The organism is Candidatus Nanopelagicales bacterium (assembly GCA_030700225.1).
Classification (GTDB): Bacteria; Actinomycetota; Actinomycetes; order S36-B12.
Genome location: JAUYJT010000022.1, coordinates 1 through 21,902, shown reverse-complemented (window position 1 = coordinate 21,902; position 21,902 = coordinate 1). Strand labels below are relative to the sequence as shown.

Below are 21,902 nucleotides of genomic sequence, written 5' to 3'. Positions count from 1 at the left end.
GCCATGACCGCGGTAGCTGAGCAGACACCCGAATCCAAGTCCGGTGGCGTAGGACGCGTCGCCCGGGTCACCGGCCCAGTGGTGGACGTCGAGTTCCCTCTGGAGTCCATGCCCGAGCTGTTCAACGCCCTCCACGTTGACATCACGTTCGCCGGTGACGTCAAGGAGGAGGGGCAGGAGTCGCATACCTTGACCCTTGAAGTCGCGCAGCACATCGGGGACAACATGGTGCGCGCGATCTCCATGCAACCCACGGACGGACTCGTCCGCGGCGTGGAGGTCAGAGACACAGGCGATTCCATTACGGTGCCTGTCGGTGACGTGACGAAAGGGCATGTGTGGGACACCCTTGGCAAGCCGCTCGACGTGCCCGAATCGTCGCTGGACGTCTCAACACGTTGGGGGATCCACAGGCAGCCGCCACCGTTCGACCAGTTGGAATCCAAGACTGAAGTCTTCGAGACCGGCATCAAGGTCGTCGACCTCCTCACCCCCTATGTCAAGGGCGGCAAGATCGGACTGTTCGGTGGCGCCGGGGTGGGCAAGACGGTGCTGATCCAGGAAATGATCTACCGTGTCGCCGAGAACTTCGGTGGCGTGTCCGTCTTCGCCGGGGTGGGGGAGCGGACTCGTGAGGGAAATGACCTGTTCCTGGAGATGACCGAGTCCGGCGTCATCTCCAAGACCGCCCTGGTTTTCGGGCAGATGGACGAGCCCCCCGGCACTCGTCTGCGGGTCGCCCTGTCGGCATTGACGATGGCCGAGTACTTCCGTGACGCGCAGAAGCAGGACGTTCTGCTGTTCATCGACAACATCTTCCGCTTCACCCAGGCGGGGTCGGAAGTATCGACACTGCTTGGCCGGATGCCGTCGGCCGTTGGTTACCAGCCGACTCTCGCGGACGAGATGGGCCAGTTGCAGGAGCGCATCACGTCCACGCGCGGTCACTCAATCACCTCGCTGCAGGCCATCTACGTGCCAGCCGATGACCTGACCGACCCCGCTCCGGCCACGACATTCGCTCACTTGGACGCGACGACCGTGCTGTCCAGGCCGATCTCGGAGTTGGGGATCTACCCAGCGGTGGATCCGCTCGACTCGACGTCAAGGATCTTGGACGCCCGGTACATCGGGGAGCAGCACTACGCGGTCGCGGCCCGGGTCAAGGAGATCCTCCAGCGGTACAAGGACCTGCAGGACATCATCGCCATCCTCGGAATCGACGAGCTGAGCGAAGAGGACAAGATCCTTGTGAACCGCGCCCGGCGGATCCAGCGGTTCTTGTCGCAGAACATGTTCGTCGCGGAGGCCTTCACAGGTGAGCCGGGGGCGTTCGTGTCCGTTGCCGACACCGTCAAGGCCTTCCAGTCACTGGTGGACGGCGAATACGACCATATCCCTGAGCAGGCGTTCTTCATGTGCGGTGGGATCGAGGACGTCGAGCGCAAGGCGGCGGAGTTGAAGAAGGCGTGAGATGGCTGAGCTGAAAGTCTCGATAGTCGCTGTGGACCGGCCGATCTGGCGCGGCGGTGCGACTTCGATTGTTCTGAAGACGGTGGAGGGGGACATCGGGATCCTGCCGGGACACGAACCGGTGCTGGCGATGATGGCGGACGGTCCAGTGCGCATCGATTCGGTGGAGGGCGGCCCCTTGCTTTTCGCCGTGCACGGAGGTTTCTTCTCACTGGACAGCGACAAGATCTCGATTCTGGCCGAGACCGCCGAGTCGGCCGACGAGATAGACGTCGAGCGCGCGAAGGCCGCTAAGCAGAGGGCTATCGCGGCCGGAGCCGACGACCCAGACGAGATCGCCGCCATGCACCGGGCCGAGACTCGCATCGACATCGCCATGAGGCAGCAGACCCGCGAGCACCTGTAGGGATCGCGGCCTACAGCCTGTTGCACACGAATTTCACTTCGGCCACCTGGCCCTGCGTGATTCGTACAGGCTTCGGGTCTTCGCAGCCGCCGCTGTCGCGGACCGTGTACTCACCCGGCGGCAAGCTGAAAGTGACGGTGCCGTCCGCCGAAGTCGCTCCCGAGGCCACTTGTTCGTCGCCACGGTTCACGGTGATCGTTTCCCCATCCATCGGCCACGGCTCGCGGCTCTTGGCCGGCGCGAAGGGACCAGCCGGAGCGAGCACTGAAACGGACAGAGTGCCTGATCCCTCCCCCTGGCCGCACGCTGACAGCATCAGCCCAGAGACGGCCATCACCAACAACGCGACAATCATGCCGCTGCGCACCCCGCGAAGTGCCGCCATTGCCGCGCTCATTTCCGGAGCCTGACGTTGCCGCTGGACGAACCCGCTAGTTTGGCTCCCGGCAGACTGATCGCCCTGTAGGTCCCCTTCGGCGCGTCGACCTTGCCCAGATCGCGCGCGCCGGTCGTCGTCAACTTCTTGAACACTCTCCACTTGCCGTGGCGCACGCGATAGATAGTCAAGCTGTAGTCCCGCCTGGCCCTATCCGGATCAACATCCACCTTCAACTTCGACCTTGACCGGTCAGTGTCAAGGGACACCTGTGACGTCCGGCGATTCAGGAGCACCGACACGTCTCCGTTCAGCGAAACCGGCTCCTGCCGCATGCTGAAGTCCAATGTGTCGCCGCTGTCCGGGTCGATCGCCAGCAGAAGCACCGGAGAGTTGATGGGCGCTCCATCAACGTCCGGGGGGTGAGGATAGACGCGCAACGAGAACTCCCCGACCATCTGGAACAAGACCATTTCCTGGTCGTCTCCGACCACGGCGTCAGGTTCGCCCATCTGAGCCAGCGCGCTACTCCTTGGTAGGGGAACCATCCGCACTGATGACACGTTCGACGGCCACTTGGTTCGCGCTCGGTTCGCGGCCCTCTCGGCCTTGCTCGCTGTCATGAAGGGGTTGTCCGCCGCCGCGACCGACATCGCCGCCGCGACCGCCCGCCCCAGTCCCCGCGCCTGGGCTGGCCCGACGCCCTGACCGGCCGGGGCGGCACCTGTGCCATCCGCCACGCTGGCCCCGTTCACCACGACTGCGACCGCCACCGCTGCGACCGCCAGCCCGGCAGCGGTAGCTCTCCCCTTCTTCACGGCTTCCTCTCCCCCGCAAGTAGGGGTGTCCCCCTTGGGGGAAGGCGGGACCCCCAGTTGGATGCTCCCGCTACGAACATGGGATCCCTGCCCTTGCCACCGTCGGCTTGTTGGTCCACTTGAATGTCTGCGGAGAATCCCTGTCGTAGGAGCGATTCGGTAGCCCGGAGATCCATCCCCCGCCGACGGCGTACTTCAGGCCGGAGAACTTCGCCATGGACGTGTTGCTCTTTGAGAAGGTCTCCGACCCGACAGCGCCCTGAAGCGGCGACTTCATCGTGTTGTCAGTGGAGTAGCCCAGAACCCCGCCGAAGGAGACCTGGTACCTTGTCGTGCCCTGCCGGATTATCGACAAGCTGCGGGCCTTCATCCCCGGCTTGCGGACGAGTACATGCCCGTTGAAGTGCTTCGGTGAACGCCCGTCTATTGGACGCTGGTCTGCCCAGAATCCGCTGCGGCCGTTGGGGATTCCATTGATCCTGACTCCTTACTGTCTTGTTGACGAAGCCAACCTCAACCCAGTACAGGTCAGCCCCCGCGAGCCAAATCTCGTCAGTGACAGCGGATGCCTTCACTGCCGTGAGACAGGACGGATTGACGGTAGCCCCAAGAGCGGTCATTCCCGACGGTCGAGTCAGCACCCGCCCGTAGCAGTGCAATTCGTTGGTGCAGGCTTTGGACACCCAGCCAGCGGTGGCAGGCGCCCCCACGCCAAGCAGCAACACTGCCGCCCCGACGGCTGCTATTCCCAGATGCCTATTGCGCCGCACGGTCCCCCTTCGTCAGAATCTGCTGAAACGTAACACTCAGGGGACTCTGCGTCAATGCCCCGCCGAGACTCATCAAGTGTGCTCGCGAAAGCGGGCGCGTGCCTGGAATGGAGGAAGCGGTTTCGAACTGGCGGTCCTTTGCGTCGGGTGCGGTGCCCAACCACCCGATGTCGCGCTCGCGGCTCGAGGTAATCGAGATCCTCCTCGGGGTCCACAGCGGCTACATAGCTTGGGGTGACACCTTCAGCAGTATCCACGAGGACCGGGACGACCTCCGTTGTCGACCGGCCTATCTGGCGGGGCGACGCGACTTCGGTTGTTCTGAAGACGGTGGAGGGGGACATCGGGATACTGCCGGGCCACGAACCGGTGCTGGCGCTGATCGCGGACGGTCCAGTGCGCATCGATCAGGTGGAGGGCGGCCCCTTGCTTTTCGCCGTGCACGGAGGTTTCTTCTCACTGGACAGCGACAAGATCTCGATTCTGGCCGAGACCGCCGAGTCGGCCGACGAGATCGACGTCGAGCGCGCGAAGGCCGCTAAGCAGAGGGCTATCGCGGCGGGCGCCGACGACCCAGACGAGATCGCCGCCATGCACCGGGCCGAGACTCGCATAGACATCGCCATGAGGCAGCAGACCCGCGAGCACCTGTAGGGATCGCGGCCTACAGCCTGTTGCACACGAATTTCACTTCGGCCACCTGGCTCGGGCTTGGCGTTGCGGAGAGCCCCAGGGCTGTCCGTTTTGTCACGTTTCTTGCTCGGATCTGCCCGCTTTGGTCGCTAAGAACGCGATTCGCGGCCGGGTAGCAACCAAAGCGGGCAGATCCGGTTGTCACGTGAGTCCCGTGCTCGGCGGGGTAACTGAGGGTGCCAGGGTGTCAGGGTGTCGCGAATACGCTACAGTCGAGGCATGGGCAACCACCTCATCGCGGAGATGCGAATAGCAGCCGGGCTGAGTCAGGCTGAGCTCGCCAGGCGCTCGGGGATTCCGAGGACGGTGATCAACGCTTACGAGCGCGGTCGCCGCGAGCCAGGGGCAACGGCCCTGGCCCGGCTTGCCGAGGCCTGCGGGCAGCGGCTCACCGTGGTTCCTCGGCGGAGGTTGAACCTGGCACGTAACGCCCGCGTGCTCGCGGAAGTACTGGACCTGGCCGAGCGTCTGCCGAGGCGCCGACGGGGCGAACTGGCTTACCCACCATTACCAGCGCGCGCGGGTCACCCATGAGCGTCCTCGCGGATCGCCTGCTGGCTATCCACGATGCCCTTGCCGCCGGGAGTGTGCCGCACGCGTTCGGTGGCGCGATCGCGCTGGCGTACTGCACCGGTGAACCACGCGCGACTCAGGATCTCGACATCAACATCTTCGTCGACCATTCCGCCGCTGACGCGGCCTTGGCGTCCTTCCCCCGTGAGGTCGTGATCACCGATCAGAACCGGCAGCAGATCGCTGACAGTGCCCAGGCTCGGCTGTGGTGGGACGACACGCCGGTGGACGTTTTCTTCAGCAGCCATGAGTTCTATCGCCAGGTTGCCGCGACGACGCGGCAGGTGCCGTTTTCGGGCACTTCGATTCCCGTGCTGAGTTGCACAGCGCTAGCCGTGTTCAAGGCGTTCTTCAACCGCACGAAGGACTGGGCCGACCTCGAAGCGATGGCCGCAGTCGGCCAGCTTGACGTCGTAGCCGTCCGCGCGATCCTTGCCCATCTGATCGGCGAGCCCGACCCCCGCCTCGAACGGATTGACGGACTGCCCACCGTCAGCGACCCAACCCCGCCACCGCATCTGCTCCGGTGAGCCAGGGTGCTCACCGGCGTTCTGCGGCGACAAGAGACGCCGGCTACTTCCGCTGATCGCGCCGGGCGCCGAACTGGTTCTGCCAGGGTTGGGGTGTGACAGAAGCAGCCGCTCACTCCGGTGTCCCTGAACAGGTCGTCCTGACGGTCGACGACATCGCGTGCCCGTCAGCGCAGGCTGTCGTGGACGCGACGCTGCGTCGGCAGCCCGGCGTCATCGAGGTCGAAGCCAACTGGACGACGCAAACAGCCACGGTCACCTACGACCCGGCCCAAACTGACCTGCCGCACCTGCGGGACGCCATCCATCACTGCGGATGCGGGTGTACGGGTGAGTCGCTGCCCGGTCACTTGTGCTCGCCGAGCGCGCACACGAACCCCCATTCTCACGACCACGCTGGCGAAGCCGTCGAGGAGCACGAAGGGGTTCACGACCACGCGGGGCACGACATGGCCGCCCACGTGAAGGCGATGCGCAACTCCTTTATCATCGCCGCCGTGCTCGCGGTCCCTATCACGCTGTACTCGATGATCGGGCGCGACGTCATCGGCTGGACTGTGGCAGCTCCGTTCGGCCTAACGGACGCTTGGTTCTCGCTGCTGCTGTCCCTGCCCGTCGTCTTCTACGCCGACCGGATGTTCTTCACCGGGGCCTGGCAAGCGCTGCGGGCCAGGACTCTCGACATGATGGTCTTGGTGGCCACCGCGGTCGGGGTCGGCTGGCTGTACTCGGTGAGCATGACGATTATCGGCAGCGAGGACGTGTTCTACGAGGCGGTCGTCGTCCTGTCAACATTCGTCATGCTCGGCCACTGGCTCGAGATGCGTGCCCGGTCTGGGGCCAGCGCCGCGATCAGCAGTCTGCTCAACCTCACCCCACCGATGGCCACAGTCATGCGGGACGGGGAACCGGTCGAAGTGCCCACGTCCGAGGTGCGCGTTGGGGACGAGTTGCTCATACGGCCAGGTGCCAAGATCCCAGTTGACGGCACGGCCACCGACGGGTCCAGCGAAGTCGACGAGTCGATGGTGACGGGGGAGAGCCTGCCCGTGCACAAGGAGGCGGGCGACGACGTCATCGGCGCGACGATCAACAAGAACGGCACCCTGCGCGTCACGGCCACGAAGGTCGGCAGAGACACCGCTCTGGCCCAGATCGTGGCGTTGGTCCAGCGGGCCCAGAACTCCAAAGCTCCTGGGCAGAAGCTCGCTGACCGCGCCGCCTTCTGGCTGGTCCTGGTCGCGCTTATCGGCGGTGCTGCCACGTTCATCTTCTGGGCTTCGATCGGCGGAGCCACGGTGAACGTGGCGGTCCTGTACGCCATCACCGTCGTGGTGGTCACGTGCCCTGACGCGCTAGGCCTGGCCACACCGATGGCCATCATGGTCGGAACGGGGCTGGGGGCGAAGCGCGGAGTGCTGTTCAAAGACGCGGTTGCTCTTGAGCACCTGGCGACTGTGCGGACAGTCGTAATGGACAAGACCGGGACGCTGACGAAGGGCACCCCGGAAGTCGTGGACGTGCTCACCGGCGACGGGTACTCCGAGAATGAGTTGTTGCGGTACGCGCTGGCGGTTGAACGGCAGTCCGAGCACCCCATCGCTTCTGCCGTCGTTGACTACGCCACCGCGCGCGGCGTCGAGGCCGAGACCGTCACTGGGTACGAGACGATCCCCGGCCACGGCGCTGTGGCGACAGTGGACGGTCACGTCGTCGCTGTCGGGAACATCCGGCTCATGGAGCGCGACAACGTCGCCCTTGGCTCGTTGCGCGATGCGTCTGCCCGGCTTTCCGAAGGGGGGCGATCGCTTGTGATCGTCGCTGTCGACGGTGACGCCGCCGGCGTGATCGCCGTGGCCGATGCGCCTCGGCCAACAGCGGCGAGCACTGTCACGGACTTGCTCGACCTCAATGTCGACAGCGTGATGCTGACCGGAGACAACGCCGCTACCGCCAATCACATCGCGACCCAGATCGGGGTCACCAACGTCATCGCAGACGTCCTCCCGAGCGACAAGGCGGATGTGATCACCGCTCAGCAGGCGCAGGGGGGAAAGGTCGCGATGGTCGGCGACGGCGTGAATGACGCTCCGGCGCTGGCCCTCGCGGATGTCGGCATCGCCATCGGAGCGGGAACCGACGTGGCCATCGAGACCGCCGATGTCATCCTCATGCGCTCAGACCCCCTCGACGTGCCGACGGCCATCCGGATCAGCCGGGGGACCGTCCGCAAGATGCGGCAGAACCTCGCTTGGGCCGTCGGCTACAACCTGATCGCTCTGCCGATAGCGGCGGGTGTTCTGTCGCCGTGGGGCATCGAACTCACGCCCGAGGTGGCGGCGCTTTCGATGTCCGGATCGACCGTGATCGTGGCGGTGAACGCCTTGCTCCTGCGCAGACTGCGCCTGCCGAAGGCTGCCTGAGTCAGCCGCCGGGTTGGCCTAGCGGTAGACCTCGCGCCGGTGTCCGATCCGGATGACTCGTACCAGGAGGACGTCGTCGCGCACCTCGTAGATGATGCGGTAGCTGCCAACCCGGACGCGGTAGGTGAACTCCTCCCCGACTATGGCCACGCAACCCGGCGGCCTGGGATGCTCGGACAGCAGATCGATCGCGGCGCGGATCCGCAGCTGCTCTCGGCGGGGCAGGGAGGCCAAGGCTTTGACCGCGCGTCGGGCGACCTCGACACTGTAGGGACTGCTCACGCGAGGCCGAGGTCGGCCTTCACCTGATCCCACGGGATGAAGTCGTCTTCGGCTCGGGCAGCTTCGAGTTCGGCGCGGTCGGTGGCATCTTCGGCCTCAGCGAGCAACTGGGCGTATTCGTCCGGGTCCAGGATGACTGCCACGCGGCGACCGCGTTTGGTCACATACACCGGCTCACCCGTGCGGCGGGCGTCTTCAATGAGCTCGGCGAAGTGCTCACGTGCAGCGCTCACAGCCATTTCAGTCATGTACGAATCGTACACTTGCAGGCGCCCTAGTGCTGCCCGCCGGGCTTCCATTCGACTTCGTGGCCCCGGTTCACCGACCTGGCGAGGATGAACAGCAGATCGGACAGCCGGTTCAGGTACTTGGCGGTTGTCGCGTTGACGTTGTCGCCGTGCTCCCGGATGGCTACCCAGGCAAGGCGCTCCGCGCGGCGGGTGACGGTGCGCGCCTGATGGAGCAGAGCGCCTCCGGGGGTTCCGCCGGGCAGGACGAACGAACGCAATGGCTTCAGATCCTGGTTGAACCGATCGCAGTCAGCCTCGAGGCGGTCGATGTAGGCCTGGCCGATCCTCAAGCGCTTGTCATCAGCGGCGATGGGAGTGCACAGATCCGCGCCCACATCGAACAGCTCGTTCTGGACGCGGGCGAGAACGGCTGCCACGTCCGGGGGCGGAGAGCCCAAAGTCAGCGCTACCCCCAGGCTGGCGTTGGCCTCGTCGACATCGGCGTAGGCCCGCAGTCGCGCATCGTTCTTGTCGGTGCGGGAGAAGTCGCCAAGGGCGGTAGTGCCGTCATCGCCGGTTCTTGTGTAGATACGCGTCAGGTTGACCACACTCTATGGTTGCCCATCGCGGTGGGATTGGGGCCGCAGGGTGCGATTCGTTCGGGAACGGAGGCGGCACTCTAGCCACGCGGAACGGGAACTTGTCGAGGATGAAGCGCTGCCTGAATGCTTCAGCCCCGCCGTGCCTGTCCAGAACCGCTGCAAGGCGTTCGGCGAGCTCGTCGTGCGAGGTGTTCCCCATCTGTGAACGAAGCGACTCCCGGTTGTCCAGAATCCAGCGCACTTGATCATGCGGGATCGGAAACTCGCGCAACGGCTCTCCCTCGATGGCCGCTCGCCAAACTGGGACTGGGAACCATGGCCCGCTCTCCGAAAGGCCCACTTCCAGGTACCAGTCACGCTTTCCAGCTCTTCGTTCGCGGACGAGGACGCCATCAGCGTCGAGGATCATGGACAGCGACTTGTCCGAATGATCCGCCAAGACGGTCATCTCGTCGACAGTGCTGCCCAGCTTGAGTTCGGCCGTTGAACTGAAGGCGAATGGGCTGGGCTCACCAGCTTCCCAGGCATCGCACCATCCATCGAACCCGTGCTTGCCGACATATCGCTTCAGCGCCGGATGCTCGTCGATGCTCGGGTAGCCAGCGCCCCACCAAGAAGCGCCGTCCTCTTCGACGAGGATGTCGTAGGAGCGGCCCAAGGGCTCGTCAATCTGGTCCATGATCCAGTCGTAGACGAACTCGTCTGGGTCGCAGCCCATGTCGCTGCGTCGAATGCGGACCCGGTAGCCGAGGAGCATGCCGGGCTGCCAGCAGCTGCGATAGGTGAAGCGGATCGCCAGGCCCTTTCCGGTCGTGTCCACCCACGCGCGAACGATCTGGACCGTCGGATCCTGTGTGTGGGTCTCGAGGGCATTCACCGGGTCGGCGAATCGCGTAGCCAGCTCGCGGACCACCGCTTCCGCGAACTCCCGCTTCTTCGCAGTTGTCTGGCCCACCCTCGTACTCTTTCACGGCCTGGTGGCGTGTCGGTGCCAGCGGGAGCTGTGGTTGACTCGCCGACCGCCCGGGGCCGTCAATGAGCACCGCCGGGTTGTCGGTGAGAGTCCGGTTGAGCGCGGTGCCGATGGGCCGAGTCGCATTCGACCGAGTGGCCACGCTCCCACGCGTGCCACTTGCTCCGGGCACTGCCTACCACTATTTCGCGGTGCTGCCTACCACTATTCCGGCCTCGCGCGTGCCACCGCTGGCCTGCGCTCGACTCAAACAAGCCACTGCGACCCGCTTACAGCGTGGACGCCCAGCGGCCGAAGAGTGCTTCCGCGAGCGCTGAGGCGTGAGCATCTCGGGCTGCCGTGTCGGCCCGCAGGTCGGCCGGGCTGACCTCAGCGGCGGACAGATCCTCGCCGAAGTCCGAAGCCATGGCCGCTATCTGCTGGGCGTCGGCTTCGACGTGGCACAGGATTCCCAGGCTGCGGCCCGCCCGGAACGCCTGGCAGCCGCGCGAGTCCGAGCCAACCGCGTCGATGGCCAGGACTTCGGCGGAGGGCGGCGGTACTAGCCAGTCGTGGTGCCAATGGAGCGCTGGGAACGCGGTCGGCAGAACGCCAAACACAGCGTCGGATTGTCCGGCCTCGGTCAGGGAAACCTCGCCCCAGCCGAGCCCCCACTCCCCGGTCGTGACCCCACCCCCCAGGACGTGGGCGAGTAGCTGGCTTCCAAGGCAGATCCCCAGAACAGGGACGTTGGCGTAGACCGCCGACTCGATAAGGCGCACTTCGTCGGCGAGCCATGGCGTGGCCTGAACATCGGCCAAGCCCATCGAGCCCCCGAGGACTACAAGCCCCCGGTAGGCGGCGATGTCGACCGCAGCAAGCTCGCCTTCAGGCGTCATAATCACTCGCTGGCCGAGGCCGGCGGCATCCAGAGCGTCGCCGACGCGGCATGGCCGCTCCGCCGGTTCGTGTTGAAGGACCAGAACCTGCCCTGCGCTCGAATCCGAAGTGGCATTCATCTCATTTGCCCCGGTGGTTCGGCGTGGCGCATTCCGGGCAAACCTCCCAACGTGTTGCGTACACGGGATTCCTGGTGTGCGGACCGTAGCATGCTTGCTGTGGACGTATTCCGGATCATCGGCGGGGCCCGCCTCAATGGCGAGGTCCGGGTAGCCGGAGCCAAGAACTCGGTGCTGAAGCTCATGGCTTTGTCTCTCCTGGCCGAGGGCCGCAGCGTCATCACCGACGTGCCCGACATCCTGGACGTGCAAGTCATGTCCGAGTTGCTCGGGCGGCTCGGGTGCCACGTCAACTGGGATAGGCCCGGCGGACGCCTGGAAATCGACGTCCCCGCGGAGCTTGAGCGGAGGGCCGACTACGACCTTGTGCGGCAGATGCGGGCGTCGGTGTCCGTCCTGGGGCCGCTGGTGGCGAGGCTCGGAGTCGCCGACATCGCGCTGCCAGGCGGCGACGAGATCGGATCACGCGGCCTCGACATGCACATGGCAGGTTTGGAGCGGATGGGCGCCAAGGTGATTAGCGAGCACGGCTATCTGCTGGCATCGGCACCCTCGCGGCTCGAGGGAGCCGTCATCTGGCTGGACTTCCCCAGCGTCGGCGCCACGGAGACTCTGCTGATGGCCAGCGCTACGGCATCGGGGACGACAGTGATCGACAACGCCGCTCGGGAGCCGGAGGTCGCCGACATCGCGCACGCCCTAGTGGAGATGGGCGCTGTGATCGACGGGATCGGGACCTCGACGCTTGAGGTCCACGGGGTGGACGGGCTCACCCCCGTGTCGCACCGAACAGTGCCCGATCGGATTGTGGCTGGGACGTGGGCCGTCGCGGCCGCAATAACGGGCGGCGACATCACAGTCCGCAACGCCCGTCCGGAGCACATGGGGATTGTGCTGGACAAGCTGACATCAACGGGTGCGGAAGTGAGCGTCACCGGCGACGGGATCCGCGTAGTCATGGAGAACCGCCCAAAGGCCGTGGACATAGTCACGTTGCCGTATCCGGGTTTCCCCACCGACCTTCAGCCGCAGTTCATCGCGCTGAATTCCATGGCCGACGGAATGGCGATGGTGACCGAGAACCTGTTCGAGTCCCGCTTCAAGTTCGTCAACGAGCTTGTCAGACTGGGGGCCGATGTGCGGATCGAGGGCCATCACGCGCTGGTACGGGGGCACGAAGCACTTTCCGGGGCCCCCGTAGAGGCCACAGATATTCGCGCTGGCGCGAGCCTGGTGTTGGCTGGGCTCGTCGCTCAGGGCGAGACCGTGGTTCATCACGTTCACCACATCGATCGGGGCTACGCGTCCTTCGTGCCCGATCTGGTTTCGCTTGGTGCGCGTATCGAGCGGTGCGAGTTGCCGCACGGTGTTTTCGGACCAGAGAACCTCGACCCGACCGCGCCGTCCAGCTGACCCGCTGCGGGCGGCGTGACGTGGACGTCGCTGTTCGGGACCCGATTGGTGGGTAGCGGCGCGTGCCGCCGTAGGCTGAGACCATCGAGGCTGGAGGTTCCGAGTGACGAAGTTGTGTGTTGTAGGCGCTGGACTAATGGGTGCGGGAATCGCGCAGGTTTCCGCCCAAGCCGGGTATCAGGTTGTGTTGCGGGATGTTTCGCGGGAAGCCCTGGACCGGGCCGACAGGGCGATCCGGGCGTCATACGGGAAGTTTGAGGCCAAGGGGCGGATGTCGGAGGAAGACGTCGGGGATTCCCTGGCGCGAATCTCCACAACGACTTCCCTCGAGGAAGCCGCTGGTGACGCGGACATGATCGTCGAGGCGGTGTTCGAAAACCTTGAAGTGAAGCAGGACGTCTTCGGGCTGCTGGACAAGATCGCCCCTACCGATGCGGTTTTGGCGTCGAACACATCAGCCATTCCGATCACGCGAATCGCCGCCGCCACGTCGCGGCCGGAGAGCGTTGTGGGCACTCACTTCTTCTCGCCGGTGCCTTTGATGAAGCTTTGTGAGCTAGTGCGCGGCTACAAGACCAGCGACGAGACCCTGAGCAGTGCCCGCGAATACGCCGAGAGTGTCGGCAAGTCATGCATCGTAGTGAACCGGGACATCGCTGGATTCGTGACCACCCGGCTGATCTGCGCTCTGGCCATGGAAGCCGCCAGGCTCGTGGAGAACGGGGTGGCTTCCGCGGAGGACGTGGACGCGGCTTGCCGCATGGGGTTCGGTCACGCGATGGGGCCGCTGCAAACCATCGACCTGACTGGGATCGACATCATCACCAACGCCTCCCAGAACATCTACGACGAGACCCAGGACGAGAAGTTCTCCCCGCCCGGTCTGCTTCAACGCATGGTCGTGGCGGGAGACCTCGGTCACAAGACCGACAGGGGCTTCTACGAGTACAACGACTGACTCCGGGGGGCGATTGGTGTGTCCGAGCAGTCGGCACCAAGGCGGCTGAGGGACCGACCTTGGGTGCTGCGCACCTACGCGGGGCATACCTCCGCGAGTGAGTCGAATGCTCTGTACCGCCGCAACCTGGCCAAAGGCCAGACGGGTCTGTCCGTGGCCTTCGATCTGCCGACGCAAACCGGATACGACGCCGACAGCGAGTTGGCCAGAGGCGAAGTCGGCAAGGTTGGCGTGCCGATCGCACATGTGGGGGACATGCGGGCGCTGTTCGACGGCATCGAACTGTCCAAGACGAACACTTCGCTGACGATCAATGCCACGGCCATGTGGCTACTGGCGCTGTACGAGGCCGTCGCCGAAGAGCAGGGCGCTGACCCGTCCGCGCTGCGGGGAACGATCCAGAACGACATCATCAAGGAGTACCTGTCCCGCGGCACATACATCTTCCCCCCCGGCCCAAGCTTGCGCTTGATCGCTGACATGGTGGCGTACACGGTCACAGCGATACCGAAGTGGAACCCGATCAACATCTGCTCGTATCACTTGCAGGAGGCCGGAGCCACGCCTGTGCAGGAGATCGCGTATGCGATGTCGACGGCGATCGCTGTCCTTGACGCTGTTCGCGACTCCGGTCATGTGCGCGCTGAGGAGTTCGAAAGGGTAGTGGGCCGGATCTCCTTCTTCGTGAACGCTGGGGTGAGGTTCATCGAGGAGATGTGCAAGATGCGCGCGTTCGTCGAGATCTGGGACCAGATCACGCTCGAGCGATACGGCGTGATGGATCCCAAGCACCGCAGGTTCCGCTACGGGGTTCAGGTCAACTCGCTGGGACTGACCGAGGCCCAGCCCGAGAACAACGTTCAGCGGATCGTGCTAGAGATGCTGGGCGTTACCTTGAGCAAGGACGCTCGGGCCCGCGCAGTGCAGTTGCCGGCGTGGAATGAGGCTCTCGGGTTGCCGCGTCCATGGGACCAGCAGTGGAGTCTGAGGATCCAGCAGGTGTTGGCCTACGAATCAGACCTTCTGGAGTATGAGGACATATTCAGCGGCAGCCCGGTTATCGAGGCGAAAGTGGCCGAGCTGATCGCCGCCGCGCAGGCGGAAATCGACCGGGTTCAGCAGATGGGCGGCGCGGTCGCCGCCGTCGAGAGCGGCTACATGAAGCATCAGATGGTTGCCTCGCACGCCGCTCGAAGAGCACGGATCGAGTCCGGCGATGACGTCGTCGTCGGCGTCAACATGTTCGAGGCAACTGATGAGAGCCCGCTGGTCGCGGACCTGGACGCCGCGATCCATACGGTTGACCCGGCGGCAGAGGCGGCGGCCATCGCCGCGCTAGGTCGCTGGCGGGCCAGCCGGGATCAGGACGCGGTGGATGCCGCTGTGACTGATCTGATTGCGGTCGCGGCAACCCGTGACAACCTGATGCCCGCGACGCTCGCGTGCGCCAGGGCGGGAGTAACCACGGGGGAGTGGGCTGGGGCGTTGCGCGATGTCTTCGGCGAGTACCGTGCGCCAACCGGGGTTAGTGGGGTAGTCGGAATGGCAGATGGCGGAACCGCGCTGGCCGAGGTCAGACAAGCGGTGGAGATCACCGGACGTGAACTGGGCGGCAGGTTGCGGATGCTCGTCGGCAAGCCTGGGCTGGACGGGCACTCCAACGGTGCCGAGCAGATCGCTGTCCGGGCGCGGGACGCTGGCTTTGAAGTCATCTACCAGGGCATCCGCCTAACACCAGTGCAAATCGTCGCCGCCGCAGTGGCCGAGGACGTTGACGTCGTGGGCCTGTCCATCCTGTCGGGGTCTCACATGGAGCTCGTTCCCAGCATCGTGAGCGGGCTGCGTGATGCCGGGCTTGATGACGTGCCGGTCGTCCTGGGCGGGATCATCCCGGAGTCCGACGCAGCTGAACTGCGCGCACTCGGTGTCGCCGCCGTGTTCACGCCCAAGGACTTCGACGCCACGGCGATCATGGCGACGATCGTGCAGGCGATCCGTGACGCTCACGGTCTGGAGCCGATCGCGGAGTAGGCGCTCTCGCCGGCGCGACGGGAAACCTCATTCGTCCTTGCGAAGCTGCCAGCGGAAGAAGATCAGCGCCAGTACTAGCCCGAGAACGCTCCAGATCCCCAGTGCGAGTGCGACGCGTCCGAGTTCCCAGGCCCCGGCAACTTCGAGGGACTGGGCCTCTGAGGGCAGGAACACGCTTCGCATTCCCTGCGTCAGCCACTTCAGCGGGAAGATCGAAGCCACATTCTGCATCCAGGTCGGCAGTTCGCTGAACTGGATGAATACCCCTGAGGCGAACTGCAGCACGAGCACTATCGGGGCCACGATCGCCGATGCTCCCTTGGCTGTCTTCGGAACCGACGAGAACGCTAGCCCGCACAGTGTGCACGTGATGAGACCCAGGACGGACACCCACGCGAATGTGAGCCATTGCGTGCCCGTGGTTGGCAGGTGGAGCTTGAAGAACACGATGCCCACGATGAGCAGCAGGATCACTTGCCCCACGTAGATGAGGAAGACGGTCGCGATCTTGCCGATGAAGTAGGACAGCTTCGGCATGGGAGTTCCGGACAACCGCTTGAGCGCGCCGGCTTCGCGTTCGATCGGGATGGCGATGGCCAGATTCTGGAAAGACGTGTAGACGACGCCCGAAGCGATCATTCCGGCCACGAAGTACTGGGAGAAGGTCACGTCGATGCCCGGCCCCAGGTCCTGGCCGCCGAAGATGGAGCCGAAGATCACTAGAAGCAGCACGGGCAACAGGAAGTTCCAGATCGCGGAGTCCCGGTCGCGGAAGAACTGCTTTAGCTCCACCGCGATGCGGAGCCTGCCCAACGCGAGTGCGCCCGGGGGGCTAAGCGGCGGGGTCTGCGCGGCGGATATCACGATGCGGCCCGCGTCGCTTCCATCTCGTCGTTGTGCTTGATCATCTCCAGGTAGATGTCCTCCAAGCTTGGCCGCTCAACAGACAGCTCCGGGATCTCGCCGTCGAACCTGGCCATCAACTTCCGCACGAATCCGGTTGGGGCGCTGGTGTACTCGACGTGGCTGGCGCCGCCCTCCAGCCATGTGACCCGCGCCTGTCCGCGCTGTCTGCCGCCGAGGTTCTCGGGGGTGTCACACGCGATGACCTTGCCGGAGTCGATCACAGCGACGCGGTCCGCGAGGTGTTCGGCCTCCTCCAGGTAGTGGGTCGTCAGAAGGATCGTTGTGCCCTCGGCCTTGACTGAGTCGATCAGGTCCCAGAAGTTTCGGCGAGCCTGCGGATCAAAGCCGGTAGTTGGCTCGTCAAGGAACAGGATCTCTGGACGGCCGATCAGGCCCAGGGCGACGTCGAGACGGCGCCTCTGCCCGCCGGAGAGTCGCGAGTTGCGTTCATCGCGCTTCTCGGCCAGGCCCACCGCCGAGATCACTTCGTCGACGTCCCGGGAATCGGGGTAGTAGGCCGCGAAGTGCCTCACGGACTCGGAGACCGTCAGGTCTCCCAAGTCCCGAACGCTTTGCAGCACGATGCCGATGCGGGACTTCAACAGCGCGCCGCCATGCCTTGGGTCCAGGCCCAGAACGGCCATGGTGCCGGACGTCGGGACACGGTAGCCCTCGAGCATCTCGGTCGTGGTGGTCTTGCCAGCTCCGTTCGGGCCGAGCATGGCGAAGCATTCGCCTCTGGCGATCGAGATGGTGACGCCGTCGACGGCCCACAGATCGCCGTACTGCTTTCGCAGGTCTTGGGTCTCGATGGCCCAGTCGCCTGTGCTTGTCATGGTGCCCAACATCTCCCGTCGCTGGCTGGCTTCGGGTCTATCGTGCCGGATCTGGTTCCGCGCGGGGGGAAGATCAGAACAGGAACAAGCCGGGATCTTCGAGCCCGCGCAGTGCGTTGAAGTCGATCACGTGGCAAGCGATGCCGCGGTCCTGGGCGAGCGTGCGGGCCTGGGGCTTGATCTCCTGGGCGGCGAGTGTGCCGAAAACGGGTGCTAGCAGTGGGTCACGGTTGAGCAGGTCCAGATAGCGGGTCAGTTGTTCAACTCCGTCGATCTCCGCTCGTCGCTTCACCTCTACGGCAACCGTCGCCCCCGCCGCGTCCTTGCACAGCAGATCCACGGGCCCAATCGCGGTCGGATACTCGCGCCGCACCAGAGTCCAGCCGTCACCCAGATGGGTCGGGTGCATGGCCAGGAGTTCCTGTAGATGGGCCTCGACCCCGTCCTTGACCAGCCCTGGGTCGGCTCCGAGCTCATGGTGGGAGTCGTGCAGAATCTCGGTGACCTCGACCGTGAGCCGCTCGCCCTTTCGGTTCTCGGCGACCCAGGGCCCGACTCCGCTTGGCGGTTCCGTGACATGGCACGGGGGAGTCATCCAGTTGAGCGGCTTGTAGGACCCGCCGTCGCAGTGGATCAGGATCGAGCCGTCGGACTTGAGCATCAACAGACGCACTGCCGGGGCCAACGAGGCACTCAGTCGGCCTTCGTACTTCACCGAACAGTCGGCGATCACTAGTCGCACCGAACGAGGGTATCCGGGTCCACCTTGCCCGGCCGTGACATGCCCCGGCTACCCGCGTTGGGCGCCCGTCACAGCACCGTCAGGTTCGCCTCACTCGCACCGGGAACGGCCGACAAAGCGATCGCGCGGTCGAATGTGACCAATCGGCCCTTGTGCTTCACCGCCAGGGCCAGGAGATACGCGTCCGTGACTTGCCGGGGGCCATGGACGCGAGTGTGATCAACCACTTCGGTGTTGAGCAGGCTGACATCGCATGGCCAGAATCGGTGTGACTGGGTGGCGCACGCGGGCGTCAGCAACGCGATCGCTTGCGCTACCGTCACCGGACTCGGGTAGCGAGGTTGGCTCATGATCCGGACCAGGCCATTCTGGGTGATCGCGCACGACGCCCAACCGGACTCGATTTCGACTTCGAGCCACTTCCGGGCCCGCCGATGATCCACGTGATCGGTGTCGAGCAGTGACACTAGGACGTTGACGTCGAGGAGGGCGCGGCTCAACGGTCGTCTTCCGGCGTCATCTCGTCCATCAGCTCGTCGATCAGGGAGTTTGTAACCGGACGCCCCCGATGCCCTAGCGGCTTGAAGCCGTGGAACCCAGCGGGTTGACTCGTAGATGGCGATTCGTGGGTTCCGGTGAGCGCCGTCCTCGCCAGGTCCGACATCACTTCGCCCGCACTTCTGCGCTCGCGGCGAGCGCGCTCCCTGACGGCGAGCAAGACATCGTCATCGACATTCAAGGTGGTGCGCATACATCTGATGCTACGGCATCAGATGTCGCGACGGGGGCCTGACGGGAGCGTGCGCCGACTGCTACGTTGCGGCCCATGACGCATTTGCTGCTCACCGGGGCGACCGGGATGGTCGGACGGGAAGTACTCATCCGCGCGGCCGCAGATCCGCGCTTCACTAGGGTGTCCTGCCTGATCAGGCCCGGCGCTGACGTCTCGGCCGACGAGCGGCTCGACGCGCTCTGCCAGCGGATCGGCCTGCGGCCCGGTACCAAGGTCCGGGCAGTGGCTGGTGATGTCACGGAGCCTGGGCTCGGTGTGGATGGGCGGAAGATCTCAGGCGTCACGAACGTGATCCACTGCGCGGCTACGGTGTCGTTCAATCACCCGCTCGAAGAGGCGCGGCACATCAACGTGTCCGGTACCCAGCACGTCCTGGACGTCTGCCGGAAGCTCAGCAAGCTTGAACGGCTCGACGCGGTTTCCACGTGCTACGTGGCTGGCAAGCGCGAGGGCCTGATCCTGGAGTCCGATCTGGAGCATGACGCTGGATTTCACAACACCTACGAGCAGACCAAGTACGAGTCGGAGCAGTTGCTTCGCGCTGCCATGGCGGAGATACCGATCGCGGTGCACCGGCCGTCGATCGTCGTGGGCGACTCCAAGACCGGTGCGACGGGCGCCTGGAAGGTTCTCTACTGGCCGCTGAAGGTTAGCGCCAACGGATGGATGCCGGTGATTCCGTACGACGCGAACGGCAGGGTCGACATCGTGCCGGTTGACTTCGTCGCAGACGGGATCATGGCGCTGTCCCGCGATGTGGGGGCGCTTGGGGGAACGTTTCACCTGGCCGCTGGGCCGAGTCGGGATGTCACGATGTCGGAGCTGTTCACGCGCGTCTTCGGCATGCTGCACAGGCGGCCACCGTTGCGCGTGCCGCCGGTGTTGTTCCGCAACGTATTCCGCCCCGCGCTGATGCTCGCCCCGTCCGAACGCCTGAAGCGCACGCTGCGCTCTGCCATCGTCTACCGGCCATACATGGAGCTGAAGCTGCGGTTCGACACGACCAAGGTCGACGCTCACCTGGGGGCCGCCGGTGTCATCTGTCCAACCGTTACTGACTACTTCGACACAATCGTCCAGGCGGCGTTGGACTCCGATTTCGGTCGCCGCCCGGTCGGCGCGCGGGCGAGTTGATCTGCTGGCCGATCTACGCGGCCAGGTTGTGACAGTGCGCCTCTTCGGATTCCAGTGGGGACCCGCAGGTTGGGCGGAAGCGAGCCGGTGCGGGATCTGCCCGTGTCCATTTTGGGCTCTTGTGACACATCCGTGGGCGGCTGAGAGGGCCGCGATGTGGCACACGCCGTTCCCCGCCTACGGTTCTGGGGTTGACCCCTTTGGGTGGACATCCTTGACAGCCGGGTTTGATGCCTGGCAGGGAGGATGTTCGTATGGGAGCACAACGGAAGAGATACACGTCGGCGTTTCGCCGGGAGGCGGCAAGACTGGTTATCGACACCGGCCGCCCGATCGCACACGTTGCTGGTGAGATCGGGGTCAGGGGGGCCAGCGGCGAGGATCAGGCCGCCGCTTGGCGGACGCTGCCGTTGTCCAAGCACGTGTCCGCCAAGCCGATGATCAGGCGCCAGGGCTTTGCAAGCTAGAAGACGCGTGCCGCCAGCGGCTCGGGAGACCGAGGACCTACTTACACACGCCGATTGAATCCTCCGCGCACTTCCTGCCATCGACCCAAATCGCCCCGGTCAGGTCCGCCCCGTACAGGTCCGCAAAGTACAGGTTCGCCCCGCGCAGGTTCGCCCCGCGCAGGCCCGCCTGGCGCAGGCTCGCGTTGCTCAGGTTCGCCTGGCGCAGGTCCGCCCCGCGCAGGTCCGTCATGCCCACCCTCGCCTGGGTCAGGTTCGCCCCCTCCAGGTTCGCCCCCTCCAGGTCCGCCCTGTACAGGTTCGCCCCGTACAGGTTCGCCCCGTTCAGGTTCGCCCTGTACAGGTTCGCCCCGTGCAGGTCGCAGTAGTTCAGGTCGGCTTTGGGCTGTTTGGGGATCTGCGAACAGTCCCGGAGGGCTGGGGCCGACGTGGTCGGTGATGGGCCTAGGTCGCGAGCTGGTTCGGTTTCGGTTTGGCTGGAGCACGCGCCCAGTACTAGGGCGGCGCCTACGGCGAGGGTTGCGATTCCTATTCGTGTTCTGCGCATGTTGGTAGCGTGCCATGGTTCGGCCCGGGTTGCTCCCCTAACTGTTGCCGGTCACTCAGCTTGACCATGGTGGCGTCGTGTTGAGTGGTGACGGTTTCTGGGTGTGGTTGAGCCCCGCCGGTGAAGCGCCCCGGGTTTCGTGCACACCTGGTTATGTGTGAACGACCGGTCGGCCGTTGCTCTGGCTAGCGTAGTACGCGGCTTCGTATTCGGCTGGCGGACGTAGGCCGAGCCGGTGCATGAGCCGAGTGGTGTTGTACCAGTGGACCCATGCCGCGGTGATCGTTTCCACGTCGGACAGGGTGCGCAGCGGCCCGGTGCGGAAGGGTGAGTCGGCGCGGACGCATTCGGTCTTGTACAGCCCGATTGTGGTTTCCGCCAGAGCGTTGTCATAGGCGTCCCCGACGCTGCCTACCGAGGGGATCATCCCGGCGAGCAGGAGGGTCTCGCCGAACCGGACCGACGTGTATTGCGACCCGGCGTCACTGTGATGAATGGTGGTACCGGGTAGGGGGTGGTCTTGGCGCCGGCGGTATTCGGCGGCGTGCCGGATCGCCCGTTCCACGAACGCGGTTTCCCTGCTGGTGGAGCATTCCCAACCGGTTATCAACCCTGCGATGGGGGCACCTCCCGCCGCCCGGAGGGCGGAAGGGGGAGCGTCGATGACGAAAGCCGTGTACGCGAAGCAGGACACCATCCGTACGTAGGTGAAATCGGCCACTGCCAGCTCATTGGGGGCGTCGGCGCCGAAGTCGCGGTCCACCTGGGGGTCCCCCCTCTGGGGGAGTGTTGACCGCCAGGCTGGCTGAGGATGATGCCGTCACGGTGGGCTGATCTTTCAGCGACGCGATGGCCGCATGGGACCCCGTCATGTAGTTGTTCATGTGCGTCGTCATAGTGAGGATGTAGCGAAGGATGGGCGACGGCC

Annotated in this window: 26 protein-coding genes and 1 pseudogene; 11 read left to right on the top strand and 16 right to left on the bottom strand. The window is 65.0% G+C overall.

What is annotated here, in order from left to right; genetic code table 11:
- Positions 1-3 precede the first annotated feature (3 nt).
- A complete protein-coding gene (gene atpD, locus Q8P38_03070; protein MDP4013593.1) occupies positions 4-1,473 on the top strand; it encodes a F0F1 ATP synthase subunit beta in 1,470 nt (489 codons plus the stop codon).
- 1 nt (position 1,474) lies between these two features.
- Positions 1,475-1,879: a F0F1 ATP synthase subunit epsilon gene (locus Q8P38_03065; protein MDP4013592.1), complete on the top strand. Its 405-nt coding sequence runs from the start codon at positions 1,475-1,477 to the stop codon at positions 1,877-1,879.
- Positions 1,880-1,889: 10 nt separating this feature from the next.
- Here the strand turns inward: Q8P38_03065 and Q8P38_03060 are convergent, their stop codons facing one another.
- The 3 genes from Q8P38_03060 to Q8P38_03050 all read right to left on the bottom strand — a co-directional run bounded on the left by Q8P38_03060 (position 1,890) and on the right by Q8P38_03050 (position 3,428).
- Positions 1,890-2,276: a hypothetical protein gene (locus Q8P38_03060; GenBank protein ID MDP4013591.1), complete on the bottom strand. Its 387-nt coding sequence runs from the start codon at positions 2,274-2,276 to the stop codon at positions 1,890-1,892.
- Positions 2,273-3,073, bottom strand: a complete 801-nt coding sequence (locus Q8P38_03055) for a hypothetical protein (GenBank protein ID MDP4013590.1) — start codon at positions 3,071-3,073, stop codon at positions 2,273-2,275. The genes Q8P38_03060 and Q8P38_03055 overlap by 4 nt, the downstream gene beginning before the upstream one ends.
- 70 nt (positions 3,074-3,143) lie before the next feature.
- Positions 3,144-3,428, bottom strand: a complete 285-nt coding sequence (locus Q8P38_03050) for a hypothetical protein (protein MDP4013589.1) — start codon at positions 3,426-3,428, stop codon at positions 3,144-3,146.
- 649 nt (positions 3,429-4,077) lie between these two features.
- Here Q8P38_03050 and Q8P38_03045 point away from each other — a divergent pair.
- The 4 genes from Q8P38_03045 (at position 4,078) to Q8P38_03030 (ending at position 8,062) form a co-directional block, all read left to right on the top strand.
- Positions 4,078-4,497 carry a F0F1 ATP synthase subunit epsilon gene (locus tag Q8P38_03045; protein ID MDP4013588.1) on the top strand — a complete coding sequence of 140 codons (420 nt, stop codon included), beginning with the start codon at positions 4,078-4,080 and terminating at the stop codon, positions 4,495-4,497.
- Between the two features lie 258 nt (positions 4,498-4,755).
- The gene (locus tag Q8P38_03040; protein MDP4013587.1) at positions 4,756-5,070 is read left to right on the top strand and encodes a helix-turn-helix transcriptional regulator; all 315 of its coding nucleotides are present in this window, start codon (positions 4,756-4,758) and stop codon (positions 5,068-5,070) included.
- The gene (locus Q8P38_03035; GenBank protein ID MDP4013586.1) at positions 5,067-5,639 is read left to right on the top strand and encodes a hypothetical protein; all 573 of its coding nucleotides are present in this window, start codon (positions 5,067-5,069) and stop codon (positions 5,637-5,639) included. The genes Q8P38_03040 and Q8P38_03035 overlap by 4 nt, the downstream gene beginning before the upstream one ends.
- A gap of 95 nt (positions 5,640-5,734) precedes the next feature.
- Positions 5,735-8,062, top strand: a complete 2,328-nt coding sequence (locus tag Q8P38_03030; protein MDP4013585.1) for a heavy metal translocating P-type ATPase — start codon at positions 5,735-5,737, stop codon at positions 8,060-8,062.
- Positions 8,063-8,080: 18 nt separating this feature from the next.
- Here the strand turns inward: Q8P38_03030 and Q8P38_03025 are convergent, their stop codons facing one another.
- The 5 genes from Q8P38_03025 to Q8P38_03005 form a co-directional block, all read right to left on the bottom strand.
- Entirely contained in the window at positions 8,081-8,344 is a 264-nt protein-coding gene (locus Q8P38_03025; GenBank protein ID MDP4013584.1) for a type II toxin-antitoxin system RelE/ParE family toxin, read from the bottom strand.
- Complete coding sequence (locus Q8P38_03020; protein MDP4013583.1) at positions 8,341-8,592, bottom strand: type II toxin-antitoxin system Phd/YefM family antitoxin; 252 nt, start codon at positions 8,590-8,592, stop codon at positions 8,341-8,343. The genes Q8P38_03025 and Q8P38_03020 overlap by 4 nt, the downstream gene beginning before the upstream one ends.
- A 26-nt stretch (positions 8,593-8,618) precedes the next feature.
- On the bottom strand, positions 8,619-9,182 hold the full coding sequence (locus Q8P38_03015; GenBank protein ID MDP4013582.1) for a cob(I)yrinic acid a,c-diamide adenosyltransferase: 564 nt from the start codon (positions 9,180-9,182) through the stop codon (positions 8,619-8,621).
- Positions 9,142-10,131: a hypothetical protein gene (locus tag Q8P38_03010; protein ID MDP4013581.1), complete on the bottom strand. Its 990-nt coding sequence runs from the start codon at positions 10,129-10,131 to the stop codon at positions 9,142-9,144. Before Q8P38_03010 ends, Q8P38_03015 begins: the two co-directional genes overlap by 41 nt.
- Positions 10,132-10,418: 287 nt before the next feature.
- A complete protein-coding gene (locus Q8P38_03005; protein MDP4013580.1) occupies positions 10,419-11,147 on the bottom strand; it encodes a type 1 glutamine amidotransferase in 729 nt (242 codons plus the stop codon).
- 99 nt (positions 11,148-11,246) lie between these two features.
- On the opposite strand from Q8P38_03005, the gene murA reads away from it, so the two are divergent.
- The 3 genes from murA to Q8P38_02990 all read left to right on the top strand — a co-directional run bounded on the left by murA (position 11,247) and on the right by Q8P38_02990 (position 15,549).
- Positions 11,247-12,560, top strand: coding sequence for a UDP-N-acetylglucosamine 1-carboxyvinyltransferase (murA, locus tag Q8P38_03000; protein ID MDP4013579.1), 1,314 nt, complete (start codon positions 11,247-11,249; stop codon positions 12,558-12,560).
- A gap of 103 nt (positions 12,561-12,663) precedes the next feature.
- Positions 12,664-13,518 (top strand): 3-hydroxyacyl-CoA dehydrogenase family protein, encoded by an 855-nt coding sequence (locus Q8P38_02995; protein MDP4013578.1) that lies wholly within the window; start codon positions 12,664-12,666, stop codon positions 13,516-13,518.
- Between the two features lie 18 nt (positions 13,519-13,536).
- Positions 13,537-15,549: a protein meaA gene (locus Q8P38_02990; GenBank protein MDP4013577.1), complete on the top strand. Its 2,013-nt coding sequence runs from the start codon at positions 13,537-13,539 to the stop codon at positions 15,547-15,549.
- A gap of 27 nt (positions 15,550-15,576) precedes the next feature.
- On the opposite strand, the gene Q8P38_02985 is transcribed toward Q8P38_02990, so the two are convergent.
- From Q8P38_02985 to Q8P38_02965, 5 genes are all read right to left on the bottom strand, one after another.
- On the bottom strand, positions 15,577-16,341 hold the full coding sequence (locus Q8P38_02985; GenBank protein ID MDP4013576.1) for an ABC transporter permease: 765 nt from the start codon (positions 16,339-16,341) through the stop codon (positions 15,577-15,579).
- Positions 16,342-16,409: 68 nt separating this feature from the next.
- Positions 16,410-17,291 (bottom strand): ABC transporter ATP-binding protein, encoded by an 882-nt coding sequence (locus tag Q8P38_02980; protein MDP4013575.1) that lies wholly within the window; start codon positions 17,289-17,291, stop codon positions 16,410-16,412.
- 73 nt (positions 17,292-17,364) lie between these two features.
- On the bottom strand, positions 17,365-18,033 hold the full coding sequence (nucS, locus tag Q8P38_02975; GenBank protein MDP4013574.1) for an endonuclease NucS: 669 nt from the start codon (positions 18,031-18,033) through the stop codon (positions 17,365-17,367).
- A gap of 68 nt (positions 18,034-18,101) precedes the next feature.
- Positions 18,102-18,533, bottom strand: a complete 432-nt coding sequence (locus Q8P38_02970) for a PIN domain-containing protein (GenBank protein ID MDP4013573.1) — start codon at positions 18,531-18,533, stop codon at positions 18,102-18,104.
- The gene (locus tag Q8P38_02965; protein MDP4013572.1) at positions 18,530-18,784 is read right to left on the bottom strand and encodes a hypothetical protein; all 255 of its coding nucleotides are present in this window, start codon (positions 18,782-18,784) and stop codon (positions 18,530-18,532) included. The genes Q8P38_02970 and Q8P38_02965 overlap by 4 nt, the downstream gene beginning before the upstream one ends.
- 75 nt (positions 18,785-18,859) lie before the next feature.
- Here Q8P38_02965 and Q8P38_02960 point away from each other — a divergent pair, with 75 nt between their 5' ends.
- Positions 18,860-19,960, top strand: coding sequence for an SDR family oxidoreductase (locus tag Q8P38_02960; protein MDP4013571.1), 1,101 nt, complete (start codon positions 18,860-18,862; stop codon positions 19,958-19,960).
- A gap of 254 nt (positions 19,961-20,214) precedes the next feature.
- Positions 20,215-20,427: a transposase gene (locus Q8P38_02955; protein MDP4013570.1), complete on the top strand. Its 213-nt coding sequence runs from the start codon at positions 20,215-20,217 to the stop codon at positions 20,425-20,427.
- A gap of 37 nt (positions 20,428-20,464) precedes the next feature.
- On the opposite strand, the gene Q8P38_02950 is transcribed toward Q8P38_02955, so the two are convergent.
- The 3 genes and pseudogenes from Q8P38_02950 to Q8P38_02940 all read right to left on the bottom strand — a co-directional run.
- Positions 20,465-20,974 carry a pentapeptide repeat-containing protein gene (locus Q8P38_02950; protein ID MDP4013569.1) on the bottom strand — a complete coding sequence of 170 codons (510 nt, stop codon included), beginning with the start codon at positions 20,972-20,974 and terminating at the stop codon, positions 20,465-20,467.
- Positions 20,975-21,125: 151 nt separating this feature from the next.
- A pseudogene (locus tag Q8P38_02945) lies at positions 21,126-21,737 on the bottom strand (integrase core domain-containing protein).
- Positions 21,703-21,902 (bottom strand): hypothetical protein (locus tag Q8P38_02940; GenBank protein MDP4013568.1); only part of this gene is annotated, 200 nt, incomplete at its 5' end. The gene Q8P38_02940 and the pseudogene Q8P38_02945, both read right to left, overlap by 35 nt.